Genomic DNA, 22913 nt, shown 5'->3' with positions numbered 1-22913 from the left:
TCAATTAATATTTATATTTTGCTTACTTGCTTCTCTATAAATTTTGGTTTTGCAGTTGCTTGATTTTTGATTTTTGCGTGGTTCCTTCCAAAAGTAAGATAAGCTGTGTGCCATACTCCTTTAGTTGATGGCCTTACACCTTCTTTGCGCACTAATATATCCCTAACTATAACTTCAAATGTTTCAATTTCATAGAACTTGTAATAGTTAAGCTTGGTAACGAATTTTTTTACCTGCTCGACATTGGGGAGATATCCTACTATGCACCCTCCTGACTTAAGGCACTTGTGGGCTGTCCTTACAGCTTTCTCGGATCCGGGAAAATCCAATGTTACCAAATCAATATCTTTTTCCTTGATACCTTTTGTTATATCCTGCAGTTTAATCTTTAGGTTAGGTACATTCGCGATAACCTTGTTTTTCTCAGCTATCTTTGCAAAATCCTCCCTCAATTCATAGCTTGTTACTTTTTTGCATACTTTAGCCAAGCTTACTGCAAGCCAGCCGCTTCCAGTGCCTGCGTCAACGCATGTGCTGTTTTTGTCTATTCCAGAATACGCTATTATTATCCCTATATCCTTGGGCAATATTACCTGCGGGCCTCTCTTGAGCTTTTTATAAGATGGTGGAATATATATCAAATTAGACAATTAATCGCCTTTTGTCTTTGGAGCCTTTGCCTGTTTGGCCTTGCTCTTGGCAGATGTTGCCCTCTTTTTTGTGCTGCTTTTCTTGCGTGTCTTCGTTTTTTTAGGTTTTTGTGTGGATTTGTCGAGCATTGATTTGGCGGTAACTGCATTTACAGGGTTACTTGATTCCTGCGGTTGCTTGTTTGCCTTTTCGTAATACGCCTTTTTAGTAATGCAGTTCGGATCCAAGTCCATCTCAAAAGATTTCTTTCCTTTGCGGATTACCTTTACAATTGGCGTCTTGCAGTGTTCGCAAACCTTACCTGTTGGAACTATCTTTGCGGATTGTGGCAGAGGATAAGTGACAGTGCAGTTTGGATAGTTTGAGCAGGCAACGAACTGCTTCCCTATATGTGAATGCCTTATGACTAAGTCGCCTCCGCATTTAGGGCATTTTCCTAAGGAATTTACTGATTTGAAGGACGATTTTAATTCATTTCCTATCTGCACCTTGTGCTCGTCAAATACTTTAAGGGCCTCCAAAAGGAGTTTTTTCCCTTCTGATATGACATCATTTTCGGTAATCTTGTTGTCTATTATTTCCTCAAGGTCCTTGTCAAGCTTCCTTGTTGTCTTTTCATCAATTATCATTTCGCAGTTATGCAACAGCGCATTATAAACGGCTAGTCCAAAATCAGTTACCTGAAGCTGCTGGCCTGTTACGTAGTTCCTCTTGAAAAGGGTATCTACTATAGCAGCCCTTGTTGCCTTTGTGCCCAATCCTCTTTTTTCTAATTCTGCAATTATGCCTGCTTTTGTATATCTTTTAGGGGGCTGTGTTTTCAGTTCCGCCATGTTTGGGTTGTCCAGCTTTACAGGCTCGTTTTGCAGGAACTCTGGAAGCTCGACTTCGGAGAGCTTTGCGTATTTGTACGTATCCATCCATCCCTTCTTTGTAATCCTTGCACCTGATGCTTTGTATTTTTCATCTCCGAATGCTGCAGATATATTCGTGTGCATTATAGATGCATTCTCTTCAAAACAGGATAGGAAACGGCGGGTTACCAGATCATAAAGCTGCTGCTCCTGCCTTGATAGTTCTTTTGGAAGAACACCGGTAGGGAATACGGATGGATGGGCTTCGTCCGTTTTTTTGCCTTCGACTGGCTTGAACCTTTTCCTGGACAGCAGGGATTGTGCTATATCCCTGTATTCTGGATTCTTGGCTATCTCTGATATTATTGATGGCAACCCCAAGGTGTAAGGAAGCTTTTGCGATGAAGTCCTTGGGTAAGATATATATGACTTTTCGTATAAGCTTTGTGCTATTGAAAGCGTCACTGAGGGATCAAGATTTAGCACGTGGCTTGCCTCTATCTGCAAGGAGGTCAGATCAAATGGAGGTGGGGGCTGCTTGCTTTCCTCTTTTACATCTATTTTTTCAATCCTTCCTTCATCAAGATGCAATTCGGTATTTTTAAAAGCAAGCTCTGCTATGCTCTTATCAAATATGTTTCCCTTGGAATTCGTAAACTTCACACCTTTTATCTCCCCAGTTATCTTCCAGAATGGCTCTGGCTTGAAATCCTTTATCTCAAGCTCTCTTGTTGATAAGATCGATAGGGTTGGCCCTTGGACCCTTCCTATGCTTAAAGGTTTCTTTAGTGAACCCCACAAGGCTGCAGTTAGGGCCCTGCTGAAGTTTATCCCCCAAAGCCAGTCCAATATGTGCCTTGTCTCACCTGCGTAATAATTGTTTAAATCTAACGGCTCAATGTTTTTGTATGATTCGCGCAAATCCTTGTCAGTCGTAGTAGAGAATTTCATCCTGTGCGCCTTTCCATTCAAACTGGCCAGGTCCTGTTTAGTCACATCCTTTATTATGTTTGTGCCTATTACAGTCCCTTCTGTATCATAATCGCATGCATTTATGAAATAGTCGCAGTTTTCGGAGAGCTTTCTTAAAGTATCTAGGTAACCTTTAGTAAAGGCGGAGTTCTTGCTTACCGCATAAGAAGGCGCCCATTCCACATCAAGCACAGGATAACCATGGGCTGACCCCTTCTGTTTTATTGTGAACAAATGCCCTACCGCAGGAGCGATGAATATCTTTTGCCCTCCTGAATTTATCTCGTAATACCTGTATCTGCCGTTAGACTTTGATTCTGGCCTGGAATCGCCTATAGCTTCAGCTATCCTAGCTGCTACACTTGGCTTCTCTGCTATTATAAGCGTATTTGTCATAAAACTTCCTGGGGTTTATTTTACTGAATTGGTATTTTTGTTAAATTTTAAAAAGTTAATCAATTTAATCGCTTTTTGGATTTTGCTTCTTTCCATTCCTGACTTTTGCAGAAGGTAGCTTTTCTTTCTTAGAAGGTTTTCCCTTCGCAAGCTCTTCCTTATTGCTCTTCTTGTCTATCATCCATGCGTTTACTACTCCTATGATTATCGTTAAAGATATAAAAATATAGAATAGATAATTGCCACCATATATTATAAATACTATTATTGAAATAATAGTCATTAAAACTGTTATGATGGATATAAAAAACTCCCTGCCCAATTCTTCTTGTGACATGTGATTACAATGATTATATATATAATTATATTTTTAACGCTTTTTGCGGCATTGATAGCTTCTTTGTCACAGATTGCATTTAAGACAAGCTTGGGAAAATCTGGTTTGAGTTTATTGATGCTTATTAAAAAGGTCTTCTCAGATAAAATGATACTCCTCGGGCTGCTGGGTTATGCTGTTAGCCTGGTTATTTATCTTTTCGCCTTGGATCGTGCACCTCTTTCGGTTGTCTATCCAATATTTGCAAGCAGCTTCATATTTGTCACCTTATTTTCCAAATTCCTTCTCCATGAGAAGATTAGCTTAATAAGGTACATCGGGATATCTGTCATATTCCTGGGCATATTGATAGTCGCAATATCATATTAGGTAATATTTATGAATAAAAAACTGCTGTATCTTTTAGTCCTTTCATCGTCTGCATTATTAGGCAGCTTTGGGCAGCTTTTCTTTAAGTACTCATTGACGCTTTTGGGTACCGCATTTGACTATGGGTCGTTGATGATGGTTCTTGGCCTTGCGGCTTATGGGCTGTCAACTGTGATATATTTCTATGTACTGAGTAGAGTGCATTTAAGTTGGGCATATAGTGTAAGCGGAATAAGTTATATTGTTGCGGTTATATTGTCAAGATTAGTTCTTTTGGAAAACGTGACTTACCTAAGATGGGCAGGCGTAATCCTTATATTTATAGGAGTGGTGTTAGTAAGTTATACCTGATCTGGACAAAGGCGTAGCTAAACATTATTCAAATTTAAAATTAAATTAAAAATTAGATTATTTGAATTCCAAGGCCACTACTTCTACCCTATTTACCTTTGCTATATGCTCTACGGAAGACTTTATGTCAGACTGAAGCCTGCCTTCCATTATAGACTTTACAACCTCGTCATAGGTCAGGTTGGGAAGAGTTTTGTTTATGTAGTCTGTCATCTCTTTGCGTATCCCGACAATCTTTGTGTGTGGGGATCTTTCCCTTGTAACTACCAAGGACTTAATCACGGTCTTTATGCCGTCCTTTGTAACTCCTTCAACTCTTGAATTTGATATGCTCCTATATCTCCTTACTAAAGACCTTAGGTAGCTGTAAGGCAACCTAAGTTCTGAAAGTTTTGTGTTTAAGTTATCCCCATTTACTTCGTTTACTTTTAACACTGCTGTTGTATACATATGGGATGGATTATTTGTAAGTGAATTAAGGGATATACGTATATTTCTATTCAGTATATTCTTGTCGCTGTTTGCAGGCATTTCTCCTACAACTATGTTCCCCCCAAATACGGCAGGTGCGTAAACGGTAAACCATTTTTTAAATTTCCAGTTATCTTTTTTTTGTAGAGCCATATAATTACACTCTCTTTATAAGTAATTCTGCTTGCTGTGCGTTGTATCTCCAGCCTTCAGGCAATACTCCTTCGTTGATGTAGTATTTTGTAAGCCTCCATATCTTAGATTCTACTCTCTTTAGTCTTATTTTGTTATGCACATCCATGTGATTGTTGGCCATATGTTTGTTCAGCCTTACCGCTTTTTTCATCAGATCCATTAAATCTGGAGGAAGATCAAATTTCATGTTATTGTCCTTAAGTATCTGCATCAGCCTTTTCCCTGTTATCTGCTTTATGTAACCTACGCCTTTTTCTTTCTTCAGCGTTTCACCTATCAATGCAGGAGGCATTCCGTGCTGGGCATAATCCACGATAAGTTTCTCTATTTCCTCCTTGTTCACTTTTAAGCCTTCCGGAAGTTGTCCTTTTTCCATTATTGGCTTAAGGGATCCTGATTTTCCATGTCTTTTTGTATGAAGTTTTGCCATAAAAATTCAACCTTTTGATAATGTTGATTAATTGGTAAGATTTAATTTAACCGTATAAAACTTAACCCTGATTAAACCTTGATTAAAACTAACTGCCCTATAAGTGGGTTTTATGGATGTTACTCCGTTAGTATTTTTATATTTGTTGCATAACTATAAATACCTTTTGTTAAACGGCAGGGAACTGCAAAATGCCCGTGATGCGGACAATGTAATTTGCAAGCCAGCGTGGTTATAAATCCAATGACAGTGAATATTCATTGGATTTTGTTAAAGTTATCTTATCCGCGTTTAGTATTCCCTTGAGGTCTTTTTCCGATACCTTTGCTATCTCATAGTAGGTTTCCGGAACTTCCAGTTTTATGGATTTGACTGGAGCGTTCAATGCAAGCTTCCTCTGCGCTTTCTCCTTCCTTACATCCGTTATTATCTGGTTTACGAATTTGCCCGCATTTATGTAGTCTATATTCACTATGCTGCTCTTGAATATATATCCGTTTATCGTGTAAGTTTCCTCTGGGGCTAACTCCTTGTATTCTGGGAATTTCTTATTGAATACGCTGCTGTCGCTGAATAATGAATTTATTTCCTCCGCCGCATGTGGGATTATTGGAGCGAGCATGACCAGGGAATTCGACATTATATAGTTTAATGTGTAAAGCGCTGCTTTCTTACTAATTGATTCGCCATCCGAGTAAACTCTATACTTTACATCCTCTATGTAGTAGTCACAGAATTCATACCAGTAAAAGTTTACAAGTGCCATGGCTGCCCCATAAAGGTTGAATTCGGAGTAGTATTTATCGGCCTCTTTAACTACCTCGTTGAACCTGTTGATGATCCATATATCAAGCAATTCAAACCCTTTAGGCGGAGGCTCTTCCGGAGGCATTGACTTGTCAATAAGGTTCTTTATGAACATTGCGGAGTTGTATACTTTTAGTATAAAGCTCTTTGAATAGTTAAGCAGGCTGTCAGAGTACTTTTTATCGCTTCCTATATCACCGCTTATTGCTACCCATAGCCTGATAGAATCTATAGAGTATTGCTTGATGGCATCTCTTGGGTTCACGCCGTTTCCAAAACTCTTGTGCATCTCCCTTCCGTCTTTTCCTAGTATCATCCCGTTCAATAATAGATTCTCAAATGGCTTGTTATCGGTCAAAAGCATTGTCCTTAGGGTAGTGTAGAACGCCCATGTCCTTATTATATCAACTCCCTGTATTCTTACACTTACTGGAAAAGCTCTTTTGAAAAGCTCTTTGTTGTCAGGCCATCCTGCTATTATCATAGGGGTTATGGACGAGTCTACCCAAACATCACATACCTTTTCTTCCCCTACCAAGTTGTGCGAACCACACTTTGGGCATGCGTCAATAGGCGGCTTTATTGAACTGGTGTTTATAGGGAGCTTTTCTTTATCTGCAGCCAATATATAATGGCAATCTGAACAGTACCAGAATGGAATTGGGGTGCCGAATACACGGTTTCTTGATATGTTCCAATCCCACTCTATATAATCCGCCCAGTCAAAAAGCTTTTGGATTGTGTTTGCGGGTGTCCATTTTATTTGCTTTGCATATTCCTTTAGCTTACCTGAAAATTCCTTTGTCTTAACAAACCACTGCAGAGATGAGATTATTTCAATTTCGCTTGAACATCTGTCATGTATTTTTACGCTATGCTTCAGGTTATCCTGCTTGCTGAGCAGATTCAAGGTCCTCAGCTCATCGATTATGGCTGACCTAGCCTCCTTTATTGACAATCCTTCATATTTCCCTGCATTGATAAGCCTTCCATCGTCATCTATAGATTTTATCAGCCTTAGATTGTATTTATAATAAAGTTCGGCATCATGCTTGTCTCCAAATGTGCAGACCATTTCTGCTCCAGTACCAAAATCCTTGTCTATGGATTCATCCGAAAACACTTTTACTTTTTGCCCGAATATTGGGACGATGGCCTCCTTTCCTATTAACTTATTATAGCGTTCGTCCGATGGGTTTACCATAATCGCTACACATGCATGCAGAAGTTCAGGCCTTGTTGTCGCTATTATTATAGATTTTTCCTCTTTTGAATCAAATTTAAATTCTATGTAATTAAGTGTTGTGTTTTTCTCCACATCATCGCTTTCTTCCCTTGATATTGATGACTTGCAGTGAGGGCACCATTCCACTGGGTGGTCCGCGAGATATATAAGGCCCTTCTCCTGCATCTCAATTAATGAGAGTTGTATTTTCCTGTGGTAATCATCAGACATAGTTACATATTCATATCTGTCATCAAATGATGCGCCCATCTCAAGCATCTGCTCCTTCATTTTGTTCAAATTTTTGGTTGCGTACTCTACACATTTGTTGTAAAACTCTTCTTTTGAAAGACCTTTGTGATCCTTCTCTACCTGTAGTTCTACAGGAAAACCTTGTGTATCCCAACCCTGTGGGTAAAGCACGTTGTACCCTTTAAATCTCTTATACCTTGCAATTGAATCAATATAGGATATCCAGTAAACTTGACCCATATGCAATTCTCCGGTGGTATTTGGTGGAGGTGTATCGATTATGAAAATAGGCTTTTTGCGATCTGTTTCGTCAAATAAGAACATTTCGTTCTCTTTCCAATAAGTATTCCATTTTTTTTCTGATTCAGGGTCATACACATTATCATCTTGCTACAAATTATTTGTGGAATTTTTTAAATTTTTTGTTTAAAAACCCAGATTAAACATTGCAATTGAATATTTTAATTAAGTTAATTGTTATACTTTAAATCAATAATCAAATTTACACAAGTAAAGTATTTATAATTCAACCCTTCAAGTTAATATTGGAATGATTTAGATGTATAAGCATTTAACTATATTTATAGCTGCGGTTATATTTGCACTCCTCCTTGCGGGAAATGCAAATGCAGGCTACTCCGTAGTACATCTTAATACCACAGTAATTCTTAATACATCGAATACTGCACAAGTGAATGAGGTGCTTACAGTTTATGTAAGCAATTATTCCGTAAAACAATATGAAACAGACAGGGACGCGTTAAACCTTAGCTTAAGCACATGGCAGGGCTTAATTGGGCCAGAACTTACGCAGCACATATTGAATTCGCATTCTGGGGTATATGGATTTAAGTTCCTTCCTGGGCCTCTTGTACCTACAGATTATGGTGGAGGATATGCAAATCTTTATATGACATATTATGTTAAAGGAGTACAATTAAGTGATAGGGTAGCCCCTAGAGTTATACGTTATACGTTTAATGATTCTGTATTTAATTTTGGGCATTCTCTTAGTGGAGAATATTTATACCCAAATACTACACTTACAATAATTCCGCCAAGCGGGGCTAAAATAGTCTCCATTTACCCTCTGCCAGATTCACCTTCCACAGGATTCTCGGACAATTACAAAAACGTGACAGAATTTTCATGGTACGACCAGGAACCACTGTCCAAATTTACTTTCCAATACGATCTTGATACAAGCTTAGGGTTTGAGATCAATGAGTTCCTTTACAATACTTACAACTCTAAATCACTACCTATATATTTAGCTATCGTCATTATAGTTGTGGTGGTTTTGGGTGTCCTATTAGCCCTTAGAAAATTGAGGTAATTGAATTGATAGGCTATGAATACAGAGTTTTATACTTTATAGCTGCACATGAAAAGGCAGAATTCGATGAAATTTTAAACGGGATTGGGATTAATGAAGATTCTTTGCGGTGGGCTATAGAGGACTTAAAGCTCAGAAAGGCCATAACAGGGGATGATGAGGTTAAAGTAACTTATACCTTGACTGATGAAGGGAGATCTTATCTTTCAGAATTTCCAGAAGAGACTCTTGCCAAATATATAAATTCAAAAGGATCGCTAGAGATTAAGAATGTGCCGGGCGACATGAGAATAGGTTTCATATGGGCAAAAAAGAATGGGTGGATAGATATAAATGATGGTGTATTGACTCTTACGGATGCAGGTAAGAACTCTCTTGGAAATGAATTTAATTATCCCCTAAAAGAAGCGCTTAACTTTATCAATGATGGAAAGTTTTCGAGTATTGATGATGAAAGAGCAAAGATTTTGATATCAAGAAAGCTAATTGAAAAGAAGGAGAAAGCATACATAGGAAATATTAAGATAACTGATGAGGGAAATAAACTTTTATCTACAGAAAAAGAGGAAGACCGGATAGGCTCATTGAGCAGGAATCTTATGGTGCATAGAGGATGGGAAGGGAAAGGCTTTGAGCCTTATTCCGTTGATGCAGAAGTTGCACCTTCATATCCTGCTTTAAGGCATCCTATGAATGAGTTTATAAATTATATACGATATAAGATGGTTTCACTTGGATTCAAGGAAACCTCTGGTAGCATAATACAGCCAGCGTTTTGGGTGTTTGACTCGCTCTTCTCGCCTCAAGATCACCCCACAAGGGATATGCAGGACACGTTCTTTCTGTCTTCGCCAGAAAAGATAGATATAGATGACGAGGAACTGATAAACAAAGTAAAGAACATGCACCTTAGCAACTGGAAAGGGAAATGGGATATCAACAATGCGAAGCAGGCAGTCCTTAGGACGCATACAACGGCGGTATCTGCACATAGTATGTACAATTACAGGAATGTCGATTTTACCACTCCTGTAAAGCTATTCACTATAGACAAGGCCTTCAGGAATGAGAGCGTGGACTACAAGCACCTTGCAGAGATGTATCAATTTGATGGTGTTGTAATAGGCAAGGATTTGAGCATGGCAAACCTCATATGGATACTGAAGGAATTTTTCCAATCGCTCGGCCTTGAGATACGCGTACAGCCTTCTTATTTCCCCTTTACTGAACCAAGCTTTGAGGTACATCATTTCGATAATGAGCATAATGATTGGATTGAGATGGGGGGAGCTGGAGTTATAAGAAATGACATAACTGAAGCATTAGGGCTTAAAGGTGCAACAGTATTGGCATGGGGGCTTGGCCTGGACCGCATGATGCTTTCAAGGGCAAAGCTCAATAGCCTATCGGATATCTATAAAAATAATATAGGCTGGCTTAGGACAAGGAAAAAGATAGAGTTTTAATGGTGATTCAATAGCTACAGTCACGTTTTACAATAAGGATGTAGAAAAGTTCATGGACCTGGATGTTTTCAAATCACAGATATCCGAGCTTGGAATGAGCTTGGAGGATTCAAACGATACCAGCACAGTTGTTGATATTACCCCAAATAGGCCAGAACTGCTTTATTTCAATAACTTTATGAGGGAGGTAAGATTACATTTAGGAACTGTAAAACCAAGGTCTTATGATTCGGCTATAGGTGATTTTGAGGGTGACCTTTACATTAGCCCGGAATTCAGATCCCTTCGCCCCTATGGCATTGCATTTGCTGCTAAAAATGTGGACCTGTCTGGAAATGGCCTTGAGTACTTGATAAATTTTACGGAGAAACTTACCGATACTTATGGGAGAAAACGCAAAAAGGTAGCATTAGGCATTCACAACCTGGACAAAATTGTATTCCCTCTGTTTTATAATTTATCTGATGATAAGGAGTTTACCCCATTGAGGTATGGGAAAGCGGCCAGGTTCTCGGAATTCGTAAAAGAGGGCGACAAAGAAGGATATTCCTCCATTTTTGAAAGCATTGAAGGGAGATATCCAATATTGAAGGACAAATCAAAGACGCTGTCGCTTGTGCCGGTAATAAACTCCGATGAAACCTCTGTAGGAACTTCGACACGAAACATCCTTATAGATATTAATGGCAGCGATGAAACTGCAGTGCAGAATACTGCAAGGATTATAGCTTCGTCGTTGATTGATATAGGAGCTTCAATACATCCTGTGAAAGTGCATATGACCCAGAACAAGAGTTCTTTTGTCTCAATAGACCTAAAGGGAAGGAAGGTCGCATTGCATTTTAAGGACTTCAATTCAAGGATAGGATTAGATGAAAAAAGCGAAAGATGCCTGGATTTGATTTCAAGATCGGGTTATCTAGTAAAAAGCAGCAATTCAAGTTCGGCAACAATCGTTATACCCCCTTATAGGACGGATGTATTCGGTAAGATAGATATTGTAGAGGATATGGCTATAGCTTATGGATATAATAACATTACTCCTAAGGAAATCTCTGGGGTATATGGTTATGGAAGCCTAGACACGCTTACAGAATTTAAGAATGATATTTCCGGGCTTTTGGTAGGACTTGGTTATTCTGAGGCATTGAACTTTTACCTCACCAACAGGCAGGTTGAATTTGAATACATGCTTCAGGATGATCCTGGATCCGTTTCGTTGCTTAGCTCCAAGACTTCGACATTTGGCATTGTGCGTACTAAACTGCTGCCTAATCTAATGATGAACCTTAAGACATCCGCTGACCAGCCTATGCCCCAAAAGCTTTTTGAGATAGGTAATGTGTATAGGGTAGAGAAAGGCAAAGTGAGTGAGTATTTGAATATTGCCATTGTAGCAGAGGGGGCGAAGGTAAATTTCAATGATGTAAAAGCGGATTTGGAGGCATTTTGCAATTACCTTGGTTTAAACCTTGAGCTAAAAGAATCGAAAGACCCTGCATTTATAGAGGGCAGGACTGCCGATATATATATAGACGGCATAAAAAAAGGCATTATGGGAGAGATAAATCCTGAGGTATTGCTTAATTTTTCATTGCTGGAGCCGGTATCTGCATTGGAATTGAGAATAAAAAAATTAGATTATTAATTTCTAACTTAATTTCTAATTTAAGAAACAGTAGATAAAATTAGACGGACAAAGAAGAGAAATGTTACTTCTCCTCTTCTTCCCAGTTTATTTCTGGATGCAAAGCTTCGTAGTTCTTCTGGAATTCAAGGAACTTGTTCCAGCTCTTCTCCTTCCCCTCTTCCAGCTTTTTCTGGTATGTTGCCTTGAGCTCCTTCCATTCATCCACTGTATATCCATATGGAGGGTGCTCTCTTATTGATGGAGGGTTGAACGCATAAGAATAGAAGTCCTTTACATAATCAAAATCTACATCTTCCGCATTTTCTGCATTTACATTGACATTTTGGGTTTTCAGGAAATCGACTATTTCTTCTAGGCTTATCTTATCCTTCAGGTTGTCGGCATTTTTTGGGTTGTACATTATTGTTATAGTGTTCTTTATGAAATTTACACGGGCCTTCAATATTGAATCCTTCTCCATCAGCCTGTATTGAAGCCTTGCCGCATGTGGCTGGTCCCTGAATTCGCCTTCTTTTACGACATTTTTGAATGTTACCATCCTAACCATCCTGTAGGGCACACGGAACTTGTTCCCTTCCTCGATAATATACTGCTTGTCAAGGTCTCCTTGTGTAACATCCTTATTTTTCTTAAGGTCCTCCTGATACTCGTTTGTCAAAACAATTTTGGAATGCCTGTCCATTTCAAGTCACCTCACTCTTTCAGGGCTTCGTTTGCAAAACCCTGAACATGCTTGCCACCGTTTACTGGAAGTGCAAAGTAGTCTGTCATTTCTCCATATGCCTTCCTATAAGCCGGGCTTGCCTCTAATTCCTTGATATTCCTCATGTATTTGTCCTTTGCATAGTTCCAGCCAGGATGTGATACTTCCCATTCTTTTGATGGAACGCTGTACTGCTTCTGTATTTTATCTCTGTATACCTCAGGGAATACATTAAATGTACAGAATGGCAGCACTTCACCATCAGGCATTGCATAGTGTATATCGCACTTCTCTACCCTGTGTATATCATAGGTGTATTCGTCCTGGAAATGCATCATCCCCAAGAATATTGATTTCATCTGCAGTTTTCCAAGAGTGCTGAAATCGTGCTTCAGTATCACAGACATCAAAAGCTTTGCAAAGTTTATTGACTTTGGCTGCTTGGACTTGTCTATGAACTTGTTCATCCCAAGAACAGTCTTCATGGCTATTATCCTTCTCTGGGTCTTGCTCTTTCCTTCCATCTCTGCTATTCCTTTTTCCAGATGCTCTACAAGGCCAGCTGCATCCACGAAGCGTGTTATTGGTATTATTTTATTGTCGCTGTCAAGGAATATGTATGTTCCGGCACCACATGCAAAATGTATTGACATATCGTACTTATATTCTCCCGTAAGCGATTCTATGAACTTGTTTATTCCACCTATATAAGGTACTGAGAACCAGTCCTCTTTTGCCACTACTCCATTGGTCTGCTCTTCTATAAGCTTTATTGCGCCAGGTATTGTTATACGCTGCTTCTCTCTTAGCCTTGAAGGCATTCTTCCCACCAATGACACAGGCTGGAAGTTTACTGCTCTTACTACATCGGAGTTGTTCAATGCGAAGTTTATCATAAGCCCAAGCTCCTTCTCGTTTATTGTCCTTATCACAGTAGGTACAAGAACTACGCCTATTCCTGCTTTTCTGCAGGCATCCAATGCCATAGGTGTCTCCCAATGGTTCTTTGGGTTCGCCCTCTTTGTCACACCATCATAGCTCATGTAAAGTGTGCTCACTCCTGCATGCCTTATCTTTACTGCCAGCTCCGGATTTGCGCCTATGTTTATTCCAGTTGTGTTCAGCTGTATCTGATCGAATCCTGCCTTTTTCGCAAGCTCTATTATTTCTATAATATGAGGATGCATGGTTGGCTCTCCACCTGTAATCTGTATTGCGTTTGCAGGTATAGGCTTCTGGCTTCTTAAGTTCAAGAATATCTTATTTATCTCTGCAAGGCTTGGCTCGTATATAGATTCTCCTTCCTTTGCGTAGAAGAAGCAGTACCAGCAGCTTAAGTGGCACCTGTTTGTAACAACAACGTTTGCCAAACCTGTGTGTGATTTGTGCCTCTCGCACATTCCGCAGTCAAATGGGCAGTTAACCCCTTTTGTATCGGTTATTGTATTTGGGTTGTCAAATCCTCTCCCAAAATAGTTGTAACGGCGCATCTTCATGTACATGTCATAGTCCTCCCAGTATTTTTCCATGGTCCATCCATGCTCTGGGCAGTACTTCCTGATCATTACGTTGTCTCCATCTTTGTATATTATTCCATCTATTATAAGCTTGCACTCTGGGCAAACCGTCTTTGTCTTTTCTATAACTGGCATTTTCTCTATTTCTTCCATACTCCTGTGGTAAGGTGCCAAGACTGGATCAACCATCTCCTGTGCTTCCTCGCCTGCATTTACTGTTGGCCTTACGTTATTTATATTGGAAACTATGTTCTGCGAAAACCCCTCTGGTTCCGTCTTTTGTACTTGAAGCGAAGCTTCATCAAGCTTTGCACTCATTATCTTTATGTTGTCAGACATCTTATCTACCATTAAATTTAGTGAATTGCAACATTTTTAAAGGGTGACTTAACAAATCTTTACAAATTTACAAATTATGCACAGTTTCTTTAGATTAATTTTGTGCAATGCGCCGCCTTTTGTAAATCATTGCGGCAACAATAAAAGCAGATAGCAGTGCCATGCTGTATACCGCGTTTACTCCATTGAATGCCAATGAGAAATTGCCTATGTTTATCGTCTGGCTTGAGGAGTATGGAGAGTAAGTGTAATTGTATTCGTAGTAAGATTTGACGTACTCGCTTGGAATATTTCCGTCGAACTCTACCGAATGTGACATTGATGGCTGATTTATGCTTATTGGCTCAGGTCCTGAAGCTCCATAGTACTCAGCTATTATCTTTGCGTCTCCTGTTCCGCATGTATTGAAGCTGTCGTTGAACTGACCATTTGAGCCAACCTTTACTATATTTACCAATCCCTCTTCGCTTGTAAGCATTCCGGTGCCATTTGTAAATATAGGGTTGCAGTACTCTACATTTCCTCTTACATCCGTGCCACTCTTTGGCAATCCATATGCTCCATAGATATTGCATGTGTAATTGGTCTTCTCAAGCAGGCTCTTAGGCTCTGGTGAGCAGGTATTGCTTGAAGTGCTATTGTATTGTGTATTGAATGCAGTAAGATTTGCTTCGGCGACTCCATTGCCTTGCTGAAGCTTGTCCAATGGCTGTGCAAGCCTGCAACCGGACATTGTGGGGTTAACCGTGCATTCGTTTCCGTAAGCCAGGTAAGCGGCGGGATTTGATACTGAACTTGGATCCTGATTATTTACATCAGTTGCATTGTAGAAGTTAATGTTTCTGTTATAATAAATGTATATCAATGAGCCTTTTGGTAGGTATTCTAATGAGTCCACACTTCCGTTTGAGTAAGTTGCTACCCCTGATACAGTTATGTTGGTTTCATTAGAGTTTATAGGGTTAAGGTTCGGCTCCACATTCAATGATATTGATGTTGTGTTTGATATGTCAACGTCAACAGGCATATAGATGGTATTATTGAATACATCCTTAAACGTGTAAATTAGCCTGTTATAACCTCTTAATTTGGTCATTCCAGAGAGGGGCAGTGATATTGTGTCTGTGTACCTGTCGATTTTATATACGTCAAACAGGCTTATTCCTATATTTGATGTTTCGTTCTCAAATACCATAGGCACGTTTGTTTGGTCGGTATAAGAAATTTTCTTAGGTATAACACCTATGATCTGGTACCCGGGATAGTTATTGTTTCCTACGGACTGGTTTATTGTCTCGTTCGTATAATTGAATGCAAGAGATTCATTCAATGGATCCTGCACTATGTAATTGCTTCCTCTTGTTGTATAGTTTACTGCGGCCGACCCAAATAGCCTATTGGTGAACATTTCTAATAGGACATTAGGAGGTATTATAGAGCTGTTGTCATATACTGAACTTGTGTAGTACTCGTTGTTGTATGCATATTCCCCATAAGTTGGCCCCCCTTCTATAGTTGAATTTACATATTCGCTATGTGCAGGTACATCTGCAGCACTGAAGTAAGTATATGTTTTAGAGCTATTGCTTGGCAGGGCGCCGGTGGTTGAACATGCTGTGCCAGAATACTTCACCATTGTGTAATTCTGTGTCAGTGTATAATTTACGTAGTAGGGTATCATTATGTAACCTCCTATATGGCTAGTGAGGTTTATGCTTTTCTCTGACAGGACATATGTTGGCGCGGATATCTTGCTTGCATTTGCGCTGTTGTTCAGCCCATTCCCTGGATTTGTCACATCTGTAGAATTACCCTGGCTTGATTTTGTGGAATTTGGATATATTGATGAGAAGGAAGTTGAGATGCTTAGGAATTTGCCTGGTGATCCTTCGTTTTGTATATATTTGAATGAGCTTGGAACTTCCTCAATTGGAGCATACATTTTATTCAAATTGCTGTCTATGACGCACTGGGTTGGCAAATTGGGCTCTGACTGATTTATGAAGCAGTTCCATGGAGAATTTTCGCCTAACGAAACCTCTGTGTAGTTATTGATGTTCATCTTGAAAGTCAAAAACTCATTATACACAGGTTCTGGGCATTGGTAACTATAAGGAATTGCCTGCCCGTCTCCTGCATCGCTATAATCCGTGCAGAGCTCTAAGACGCTGTCATGTATAAGCAGGTTTATTGTGCCATTAAAGTCCGTTGAAAATCCAAAATCGTGCGGGAACATCCCAGATGGCAATCCATATGCGGATATCTTTGGCCCTATGGGTGGATAGCCATTGGTCTGGCTAAGCTTCATATTGCTTGGAGTATAATTGCAGTCGGCTACGCAGTAAGTTATGTAACCGCTATTTCCGACTGATATATTGGCTGCCAATGGCCATCCATAGGGTGGGTATTCTGTTTCATTGTTTATGCCTGTTATAGGAGTTGGTGCTATTTGGCCGGGGTCCACAACCATGTTGTTGTATGCCGATGGATTTATTGGTACTTGTGTTCCATTGTCATTGTAAGCCTGAAGCATTAGTATGCTTGAGCTATTCCCGTTTATTGTGAAATTCCACAGATCGAGTACATAAAGAAGTCCGCCTGCCTCTCCTAATCCATAAATGTGGTGGTTTGAATCATTGTCATATGCTGCCGGCATTCCTTTGTAGAAAGATGCTATTGTAGAGTTGTCAAAAGGCCCTCCATGTGCTAGGTAGCTTGTTATATTAAACATTGTTGTCGATGTATTATAACTTGTATCTATCTGGTATCCTGCAGGCTTCAAAGAGGATCCTGAATAAAATGGTATGTAACCGTAGGATGAATTTGCAAGATATATGTACTGCCCTCCAGGTGCTACTGCCATCTCTGATGTTGGCTCAAATGATTGGCCACTGGTTATAGGGTCCACTTCTGATTTTGCAGTGCCATTTGAGTAGACAGCGGCCAGTTCAAACTGCCCGGATGCACCCGAATCGAATACATTTACGATGTCGCCCCAGATACTTTTGGGAGCAGTGAATTTTCCAACTACGAATATGTCTCCTGCGTAATCAGTTACCATTGATGTAGGCACAAAATACTGGAACACCTCTTTATTGGTATTGCCATTCAGTGCACCAAACCATGAAGTTGTGTAATTTGATATTGGTATTACATCAGTTATGAAAAGGTTGTGGGCCTGTTCCAATAAGGAATCATTCCAGAAAACAGCCCATGCATTATCCCAACTGCTCAAATTGCTTTCTCTTTCATTCGCTATCTCGCTTGGCTGTATGTTTAGCATGTTGTAATAGCCTTTAGGTATGTAACGCAATTCTGCCAAATCTGTGGTTGTCTTTGAATTGAAATCCAGCCATCCGCTTGTATGTGTATAATTGATTGCATAGATGTAGTCATCTGGCGACTCGCCTATAAATGCGGGGTTAGGGAAACCTGTACCCAAGAAGCTTCCAACTGTACTGCCACCTATTGCTGATATTACACCGCTAAGGAAGCTTGAAAGGTTCGCATTAGATGTCCTCTGCGCTTGAGTTAGGGATAAGGTAAATTGCGTATCTGGATTGTCGAATGTAGAACTACTGCTTGAGTGTATTGAATTGGATGGATACTGGGCCAGAACCAGTTGGTGGCTTGTGCTTGAAGTTGTTTCATTGTATGTTGCAAAGAACCCAGAACCGGTAGTTAAATTGAACGGGTCAAGATGGCCGCTGGGGGTCATATAGTTATAAGGGCTATAAAGGTCAAAAGATAGGTTCATTAGTTCTGATCTTCCACTTACATCACTTGTCGTGGCAGGCATGCTTATATTGTAAAGCAAGTAAGGCAGAACAGTGGCGTTTACATCTGTAAACGGCTGTGTTGCAGGAGTTTCAAAAGTATAATAGGTGTATCCTAAAACACCATCTAATCCTCCTTTTGTGCTGCTTTCTACTGACATAAGGTAATAGCTCCCGGAACTACTGGTGTATAAAAAGAGGTTATGGCTCAAACTTATCCCATCGCTTGTTGTGCGGTATCCTGATGTGTTTAAGTAGAAGTCAGCTTTGTTTGTGACCAAACTATAGCTCCCAGACGGGCATAATGTTGATGATGATGAACCTTGGTAAAGATAATAGGCGCAGCTTACATATGCAAGCCCGCTGCTGAATGCACTTGATTTTGAGACACTTGGAACTTTCCAGTAAAATCCTGAATTGTTGAAGTAAGATTCAACGGTAGGTTTTGGAGTGACATTTCCTGGTATTGGTATGTATGCATTCCTTATATTGTTCAATGTTGCATTCTCTGAGTAATCATATGTTATATTGCAGTCTTCTATTCCTTTATCTCCTGTTTCGTTGTAATAGTATAAGTTAGTTAGTGTATGGGATATTGGCTTTGATATGGAAACCGATGACACATCAGGCAGTTTTATGTCCCAGCTCCATATCCCGGCCTCTGGGGAATCAGGCACTGAATCAAACATATACGACTGGCTGTTATATCCATTGGAAATTATGTATTCGTTTGAGTTTAGATTTGAGAATGGTGAGCTTGCAGGTATGTCTGTATAATTAACCTCTCCTATATATCCCAAATTCCTTATTGTTGGAGTGTCGTTGCTTATGTATATTGATACATTTGCAAATGCAGGAGTTGAATTTGTCCATTCGACAAAGGTTGAAAGACCGACTCCATCCACGGATGGGGTATTGTTTGTTAGGCACTCATCCCCTCCTATATAAGAGTTTTTGTTAGACATAAAATATTCTATCACATCTCCGGGCTGGGGAGCATTTGGACATGTTATAAGCCATCCGGCATCGCTGAAAGAATTCTTAATTGCGTTTGCAGATGACGGCGACTCTGAAGGGGGCTCTGAATCGGTTACTGAGAGGCTGCCCGACAATCCATCGCTGTATTGGGTTGTTGTTACAACAGATTCATTGAAATAGCAATATCCGTCATTCAATGTTGGCAGGCCTGTTCCATTGGGTGCAGGACCTCTGCATATTTTTGGTACATAGGCCATCAATGCCAGTGTCGAGGTATAAACGTTTCCTTTCGTTCCGTCATTGCCATTTCCATATTTATAGCAGTATGTTGAGTCCTGATCTGTCACTGACCCTGCTGTACCCCCATTTACATTGATTCCACTTGTAAGGCTACTACCCTCTCCATTTTTAACGCTGCTCCTTGCTTCTACGATCACCACGCCTCCACCGCCGCCGCTTCCAGATGCTGCATAGTAAACTCCGCTAGTGCCACAGGTAAGTGAATCGGTATTGCCGCCTTCCGCTTCCACATTCCCTATATTGACATCTGAAATACTGTTTGATTCAGCAACCAGCAGTATTTCACCACCAGAACCTCCCCCTCCTTCGCCTTCCGAAATTTGCTTTGCGCAAATACTTGTAAATGGAACGCATTCTTCTGCACCCGTAACGTTATATGGTGTGCCTTCTGCCCCATTTGATTCTATCTTTCCATTATTCAAGAAATTAAGGGCTTTTATTTCTATAAACCCTCCAGCAGCGCCAGAGCCTCCAAATCCCGGTGGTTTACCTCCTGTCAAGGTGCCCCATCCGGTTCCTGCTCCTCCTGCACCGCTGTAGTTGCCGCCATTGCTCAAATTCCCATTTCCACTATGGACATAGTTTGCATGCTTTATAGACGGACCATTACCTCCGGCACCACCTATTGCAGTAGCACCTATATCTATTGCGTCATAAGAGTTATAGTCTACAGCAGTTCCTCCCTCTCCGCCTGCATAACTCTGGTAATCCGCATTTCCATTGTTGCCGTAACCATTGCTGGTGCTATACCCGCTTTCACCTTCGCCGGAGCTTGTTATTACCCCATTATTGGTAAACGTATTTAGCACTGTAATATTTACCCCGCTTAACAAAGTCAAGGTTGCGCCCGAATCAACAGTTAGGTTGTAGTAGCATTGGGAACTGTATAAAGTTTGGCTTCCGGATATGGTTGTTGTTCCGGGGGTTAATTTTACATTTTTAGGGCAAGTAAGTGGCGCAGGACCTACTATTCCACCATAAGCGGAGTATATGTTAATTTTTATAGTCTTCGAGGATTGCACTTCGGGTACTGTCGCAGAATCACTTACCGATACGTTCGCAGTATAGTTGCCTGTGCTTGTAAAATTATAGCTGATGTTGTAGAAGCTGGAACTTGATACAACTGATTTGCTAACATATAGCACTTTTCCTGATGTACTGTTTCTGTATATGCTAAAGCTGTATGTATAAGGAGGATCACCGCCACTTACCCCGCTGGCATTAAACGATATATTTGTATATTCAGGATAAGTTTCAACTCCAAGTATATTATTGCTCGGTAAAACTGTGAAATTAGGCTTGGATAATCCAGGGTAGAACACATTTATGTGTGAAATTTTGGATTCTATTGTCTGGGGGCTGCTTGCAGAATCGGTAACATTTACGAAATATTCAAATGTGGAATTGGATTTTACATTTGAAGTGCTTAAAGTGATTGAGTTTGAAGTATAGCTGCTCATCACTGAGGGGGATCCTGAAGTATTGTTGTACCATTTGTATGAATATGGTGATGTACCACCGCTTACTATTGCATTAAGCGTAATACTTTCACCTGCGTCATAGGAAGCATATTCTGGTTTAATTTCTACACTCATTGGCAAGGTTACTTCAAAATAATTTGAGCCGGAAATTTCAGTAACTGGGGGAGATTCCGAATCGGTTACTGTATAATTGACCTTATATTTGCCTAAAGGATAGTACTCTGAATAGAATGTTACAGAAGAGCTACTGTTAGAAGTTATAATTTTAGTAGAATTTACCTTAACATAAGCATTATCCGACGTATTGTACCAGTAGATATTTGCTATATAGGTATAGTTTGGAAGCCCACCAGATAATTTTTCTGTTATCGTCTCAGATTGGCCATCTTCTATAGAACTTGCACTTACTGAAGGTGTATAGAGCACCAAAGGTATTACCTTGAACACCGCCTCCTCTGTCGTTGGATAGTTTAAAGTAATATAAGTGGAGGTTGCATTCCCTGAATAACTGCTATTTGTCGATCCTATCCATTTTACAAATTCATAATATTTTGCAGGTGTTTCGGATATCAGTACTGATGTTCCATAAGCATATGGATGGATACCTATTGATGGGGTGGTGCTCCCAGTTCCAGTTGGAGAAACCTCCATTGTTAGATTGACTTCATAATTTGCTGTTTCAGATATTGAATTATTGGATTTTATTGTGGCAGATTGTGATGTGCCGCTGTAGCAGTCGTACCCACCGCAAGTCCAATCATAAAATGTGTAGCCGGGATTTGGAGTCTCAGATATTGTAATGGAAGTTCCATAGTTATATGTGTAAGTTCCAACAGAAGGCGAAGTTGTACCTCCTGAAGATGGATTGACATTCATAGTCAACGTTTCTGGAATAAGCTTGAAGTTGGCAGTCTCTGTTATTGCACTGTCCATTGTTACGCTTGATACAGACTTGTTTCCTGTATAACTGCCGCTTCCACTACCTGTCCAGCCCGTAAATTCATATCCGGTTGAAGGAGATTCTGTTATTGTGATAACAGTTCCGTAGTTATAAATGTAGTTTCCAACTGAAGGTGATATACTACCTCCTGAAGATGGGTTCATATTCATAGTCAATGTTTCTGGTATAAGCTTGAAGTTGGCAGTCTCTGTTATGCTATTTTTAAGAGTTACTGTTGGATTGGTTGATGTTCCTGAGTAACAACCATTGCCATTGCAAGTCCAGTCTACAAATTCATAGCCTGTGGCAGGTGTTTCGGATAATGAAACAGTAGTTCCGTAACCATATGTATGTGATCCTACACCTGGTGATGTACTTCCATCATTTGACGGGTTGACATTCATAGTCAATGTTTCTGGTATCAATTTGAAGTGGGCTGTTTCTTCTATGGAACTTCCTAATCCGCTTAAGCTCTTTGATGTTGCAGTCCCGCTGTAGCACCCACTGCCACTGCAAGTCCAGTCTACAAATTCATAGCCGGTTGAAGGAGATTCTGATATATCTACAGAATAGCTTGGACTAACATAATAGAAGTTGCCTGCATACAATTCATATGTATCGCTGGTGCTAGTTGATCCTCCTGGAGATGAAGTTGCTGTCCCGTCATAATTGCTTGATACATTCATCTCCACATAACAGTACCAGTAGCTGATACCACCATAGGATTTGAAGCAACCAGGAGGAGAGAAAGTTGGATCTGCTATTAATTTGGATGTATTTGTACCATTTCTTGGATTGACAACGGTATTTATACTTTCATTCTGAAGGACCAGATTATCTTTGATATTGTAGCTGCTGGACAGATTAGATAGATTAAAGTTATTTGAGGTTATTGCCACAGATGCAGTATGACCAATTTGAATTGAATATGTTATATAAATAATTGAAGAAAACAACACCACTGCAATGATGGTTTTCAATAGTCTGGACTGGCTTAGTGCTGCCATATTGATTATATAAGATTTAGTAATGTACATTATATCAATATTTTCTATTTATGTTATTACTGATTATTCTCTTTAATGTTTATTATATTTAATTCTTTTTACGTTTATT

Annotated in this window: 14 protein-coding genes; 5 read left to right on the top strand and 9 right to left on the bottom strand. The window is 39.9% G+C overall.

What is annotated here, in order from left to right; all coding sequences use genetic code 11:
* Window positions 1–11: 11 nt before the first annotated feature.
* The 3 genes from Mia14_RS00810 to Mia14_RS00800 form a co-directional block, all read right to left on the bottom strand.
* On the bottom strand, window positions 12–650 hold the full coding sequence (locus Mia14_RS00810; RefSeq protein ID WP_088819669.1) for a tRNA (adenine-N1)-methyltransferase: 639 nt from the start codon (window positions 648–650) through the stop codon (window positions 12–14).
* Complete coding sequence (topA, locus tag Mia14_RS00805; RefSeq protein WP_088819668.1) at window positions 651–2873, bottom strand: DNA topoisomerase I; 2223 nt, start codon at window positions 2871–2873, stop codon at window positions 651–653.
* A gap of 64 nt (window positions 2874–2937) precedes the next feature.
* On the bottom strand, window positions 2938–3210 hold the full coding sequence (locus tag Mia14_RS00800) for a hypothetical protein (RefSeq protein WP_088819667.1): 273 nt from the start codon (window positions 3208–3210) through the stop codon (window positions 2938–2940).
* A 9-nt stretch (window positions 3211–3219) separates the two neighbouring features.
* Here Mia14_RS00800 and Mia14_RS00795 point away from each other — a divergent pair, with 9 nt between their 5' ends.
* Window positions 3220–3579, top strand: coding sequence for an EamA family transporter (locus Mia14_RS00795; RefSeq protein ID WP_088819666.1), 360 nt, complete (start codon window positions 3220–3222; stop codon window positions 3577–3579).
* 9 nt (window positions 3580–3588) lie between these two features.
* Entirely contained in the window at window positions 3589–3930 is a 342-nt protein-coding gene (locus Mia14_RS00790) for a DMT family transporter (protein WP_088819665.1), read from the top strand.
* Between the two features lie 57 nt (window positions 3931–3987).
* Here Mia14_RS00790 and Mia14_RS00785 read toward each other — a convergent pair whose 3' ends face one another.
* The 3 genes from Mia14_RS00785 to Mia14_RS00775 all read right to left on the bottom strand — a co-directional run bounded on the left by Mia14_RS00785 (window position 3988) and on the right by Mia14_RS00775 (window position 7688).
* Window positions 3988–4554, bottom strand: coding sequence for an eS1 family ribosomal protein (locus Mia14_RS00785; RefSeq protein ID WP_088819664.1), 567 nt, complete (start codon window positions 4552–4554; stop codon window positions 3988–3990).
* Between the two features lie 4 nt (window positions 4555–4558).
* Window positions 4559–5026, bottom strand: coding sequence for a 30S ribosomal protein S15 (locus Mia14_RS00780; protein ID WP_088819663.1), 468 nt, complete (start codon window positions 5024–5026; stop codon window positions 4559–4561).
* Between the two features lie 232 nt (window positions 5027–5258).
* Window positions 5259–7688, bottom strand: a complete 2430-nt coding sequence (locus Mia14_RS00775; protein ID WP_088819662.1) for a valine--tRNA ligase — start codon at window positions 7686–7688, stop codon at window positions 5259–5261.
* Window positions 7689–7869: 181 nt separating this feature from the next.
* Here Mia14_RS00775 and Mia14_RS00770 point away from each other — a divergent pair, with 181 nt between their 5' ends.
* From Mia14_RS00770 to pheT, 3 genes are read left to right on the top strand one after another with little or no spacing between them, the layout of a single operon-like run.
* Window positions 7870–8646 (top strand): hypothetical protein, encoded by a 777-nt coding sequence (locus Mia14_RS00770; protein WP_088819661.1) that lies wholly within the window; start codon window positions 7870–7872, stop codon window positions 8644–8646.
* Window positions 8647–8651: 5 nt separating this feature from the next.
* Complete coding sequence (gene pheS / locus Mia14_RS00765) at window positions 8652–10112, top strand: phenylalanine--tRNA ligase subunit alpha (RefSeq protein WP_157891411.1); 1461 nt, start codon at window positions 8652–8654, stop codon at window positions 10110–10112.
* 10 nt (window positions 10113–10122) lie between these two features.
* Complete coding sequence (gene pheT, locus Mia14_RS00760; RefSeq protein ID WP_269799410.1) at window positions 10123–11760, top strand: phenylalanine--tRNA ligase subunit beta; 1638 nt, start codon at window positions 10123–10125, stop codon at window positions 11758–11760.
* Window positions 11761–11824: 64 nt separating this feature from the next.
* Here the strand turns inward: pheT and Mia14_RS00755 are convergent, their stop codons facing one another.
* The 3 genes from Mia14_RS00755 to Mia14_RS00745 form a co-directional block, all read right to left on the bottom strand.
* On the bottom strand, window positions 11825–12445 hold the full coding sequence (locus Mia14_RS00755) for a hypothetical protein (RefSeq protein WP_088819658.1): 621 nt from the start codon (window positions 12443–12445) through the stop codon (window positions 11825–11827).
* Between the two features lie 11 nt (window positions 12446–12456).
* Window positions 12457–14334, bottom strand: a complete 1878-nt coding sequence (gene tes / locus Mia14_RS00750) for a tetraether lipid synthase Tes (RefSeq protein ID WP_088819657.1) — start codon at window positions 14332–14334, stop codon at window positions 12457–12459.
* Between the two features lie 82 nt (window positions 14335–14416).
* The gene (locus Mia14_RS00745; RefSeq protein ID WP_124216864.1) at window positions 14417–22834 is read right to left on the bottom strand and encodes an InlB B-repeat-containing protein; all 8418 of its coding nucleotides are present in this window, start codon (window positions 22832–22834) and stop codon (window positions 14417–14419) included.
* Window positions 22835–22913: the final 79 nt, after the last annotated feature.

This window comes from Candidatus Mancarchaeum acidiphilum, from assembly GCF_002214165.1.
Taxonomy (GTDB): Archaea; Micrarchaeota; Micrarchaeia; order Micrarchaeales; family Micrarchaeaceae; genus Mancarchaeum; species Mancarchaeum acidiphilum.
This window is presented reverse-complemented; position numbering and strand designations above follow the sequence as displayed.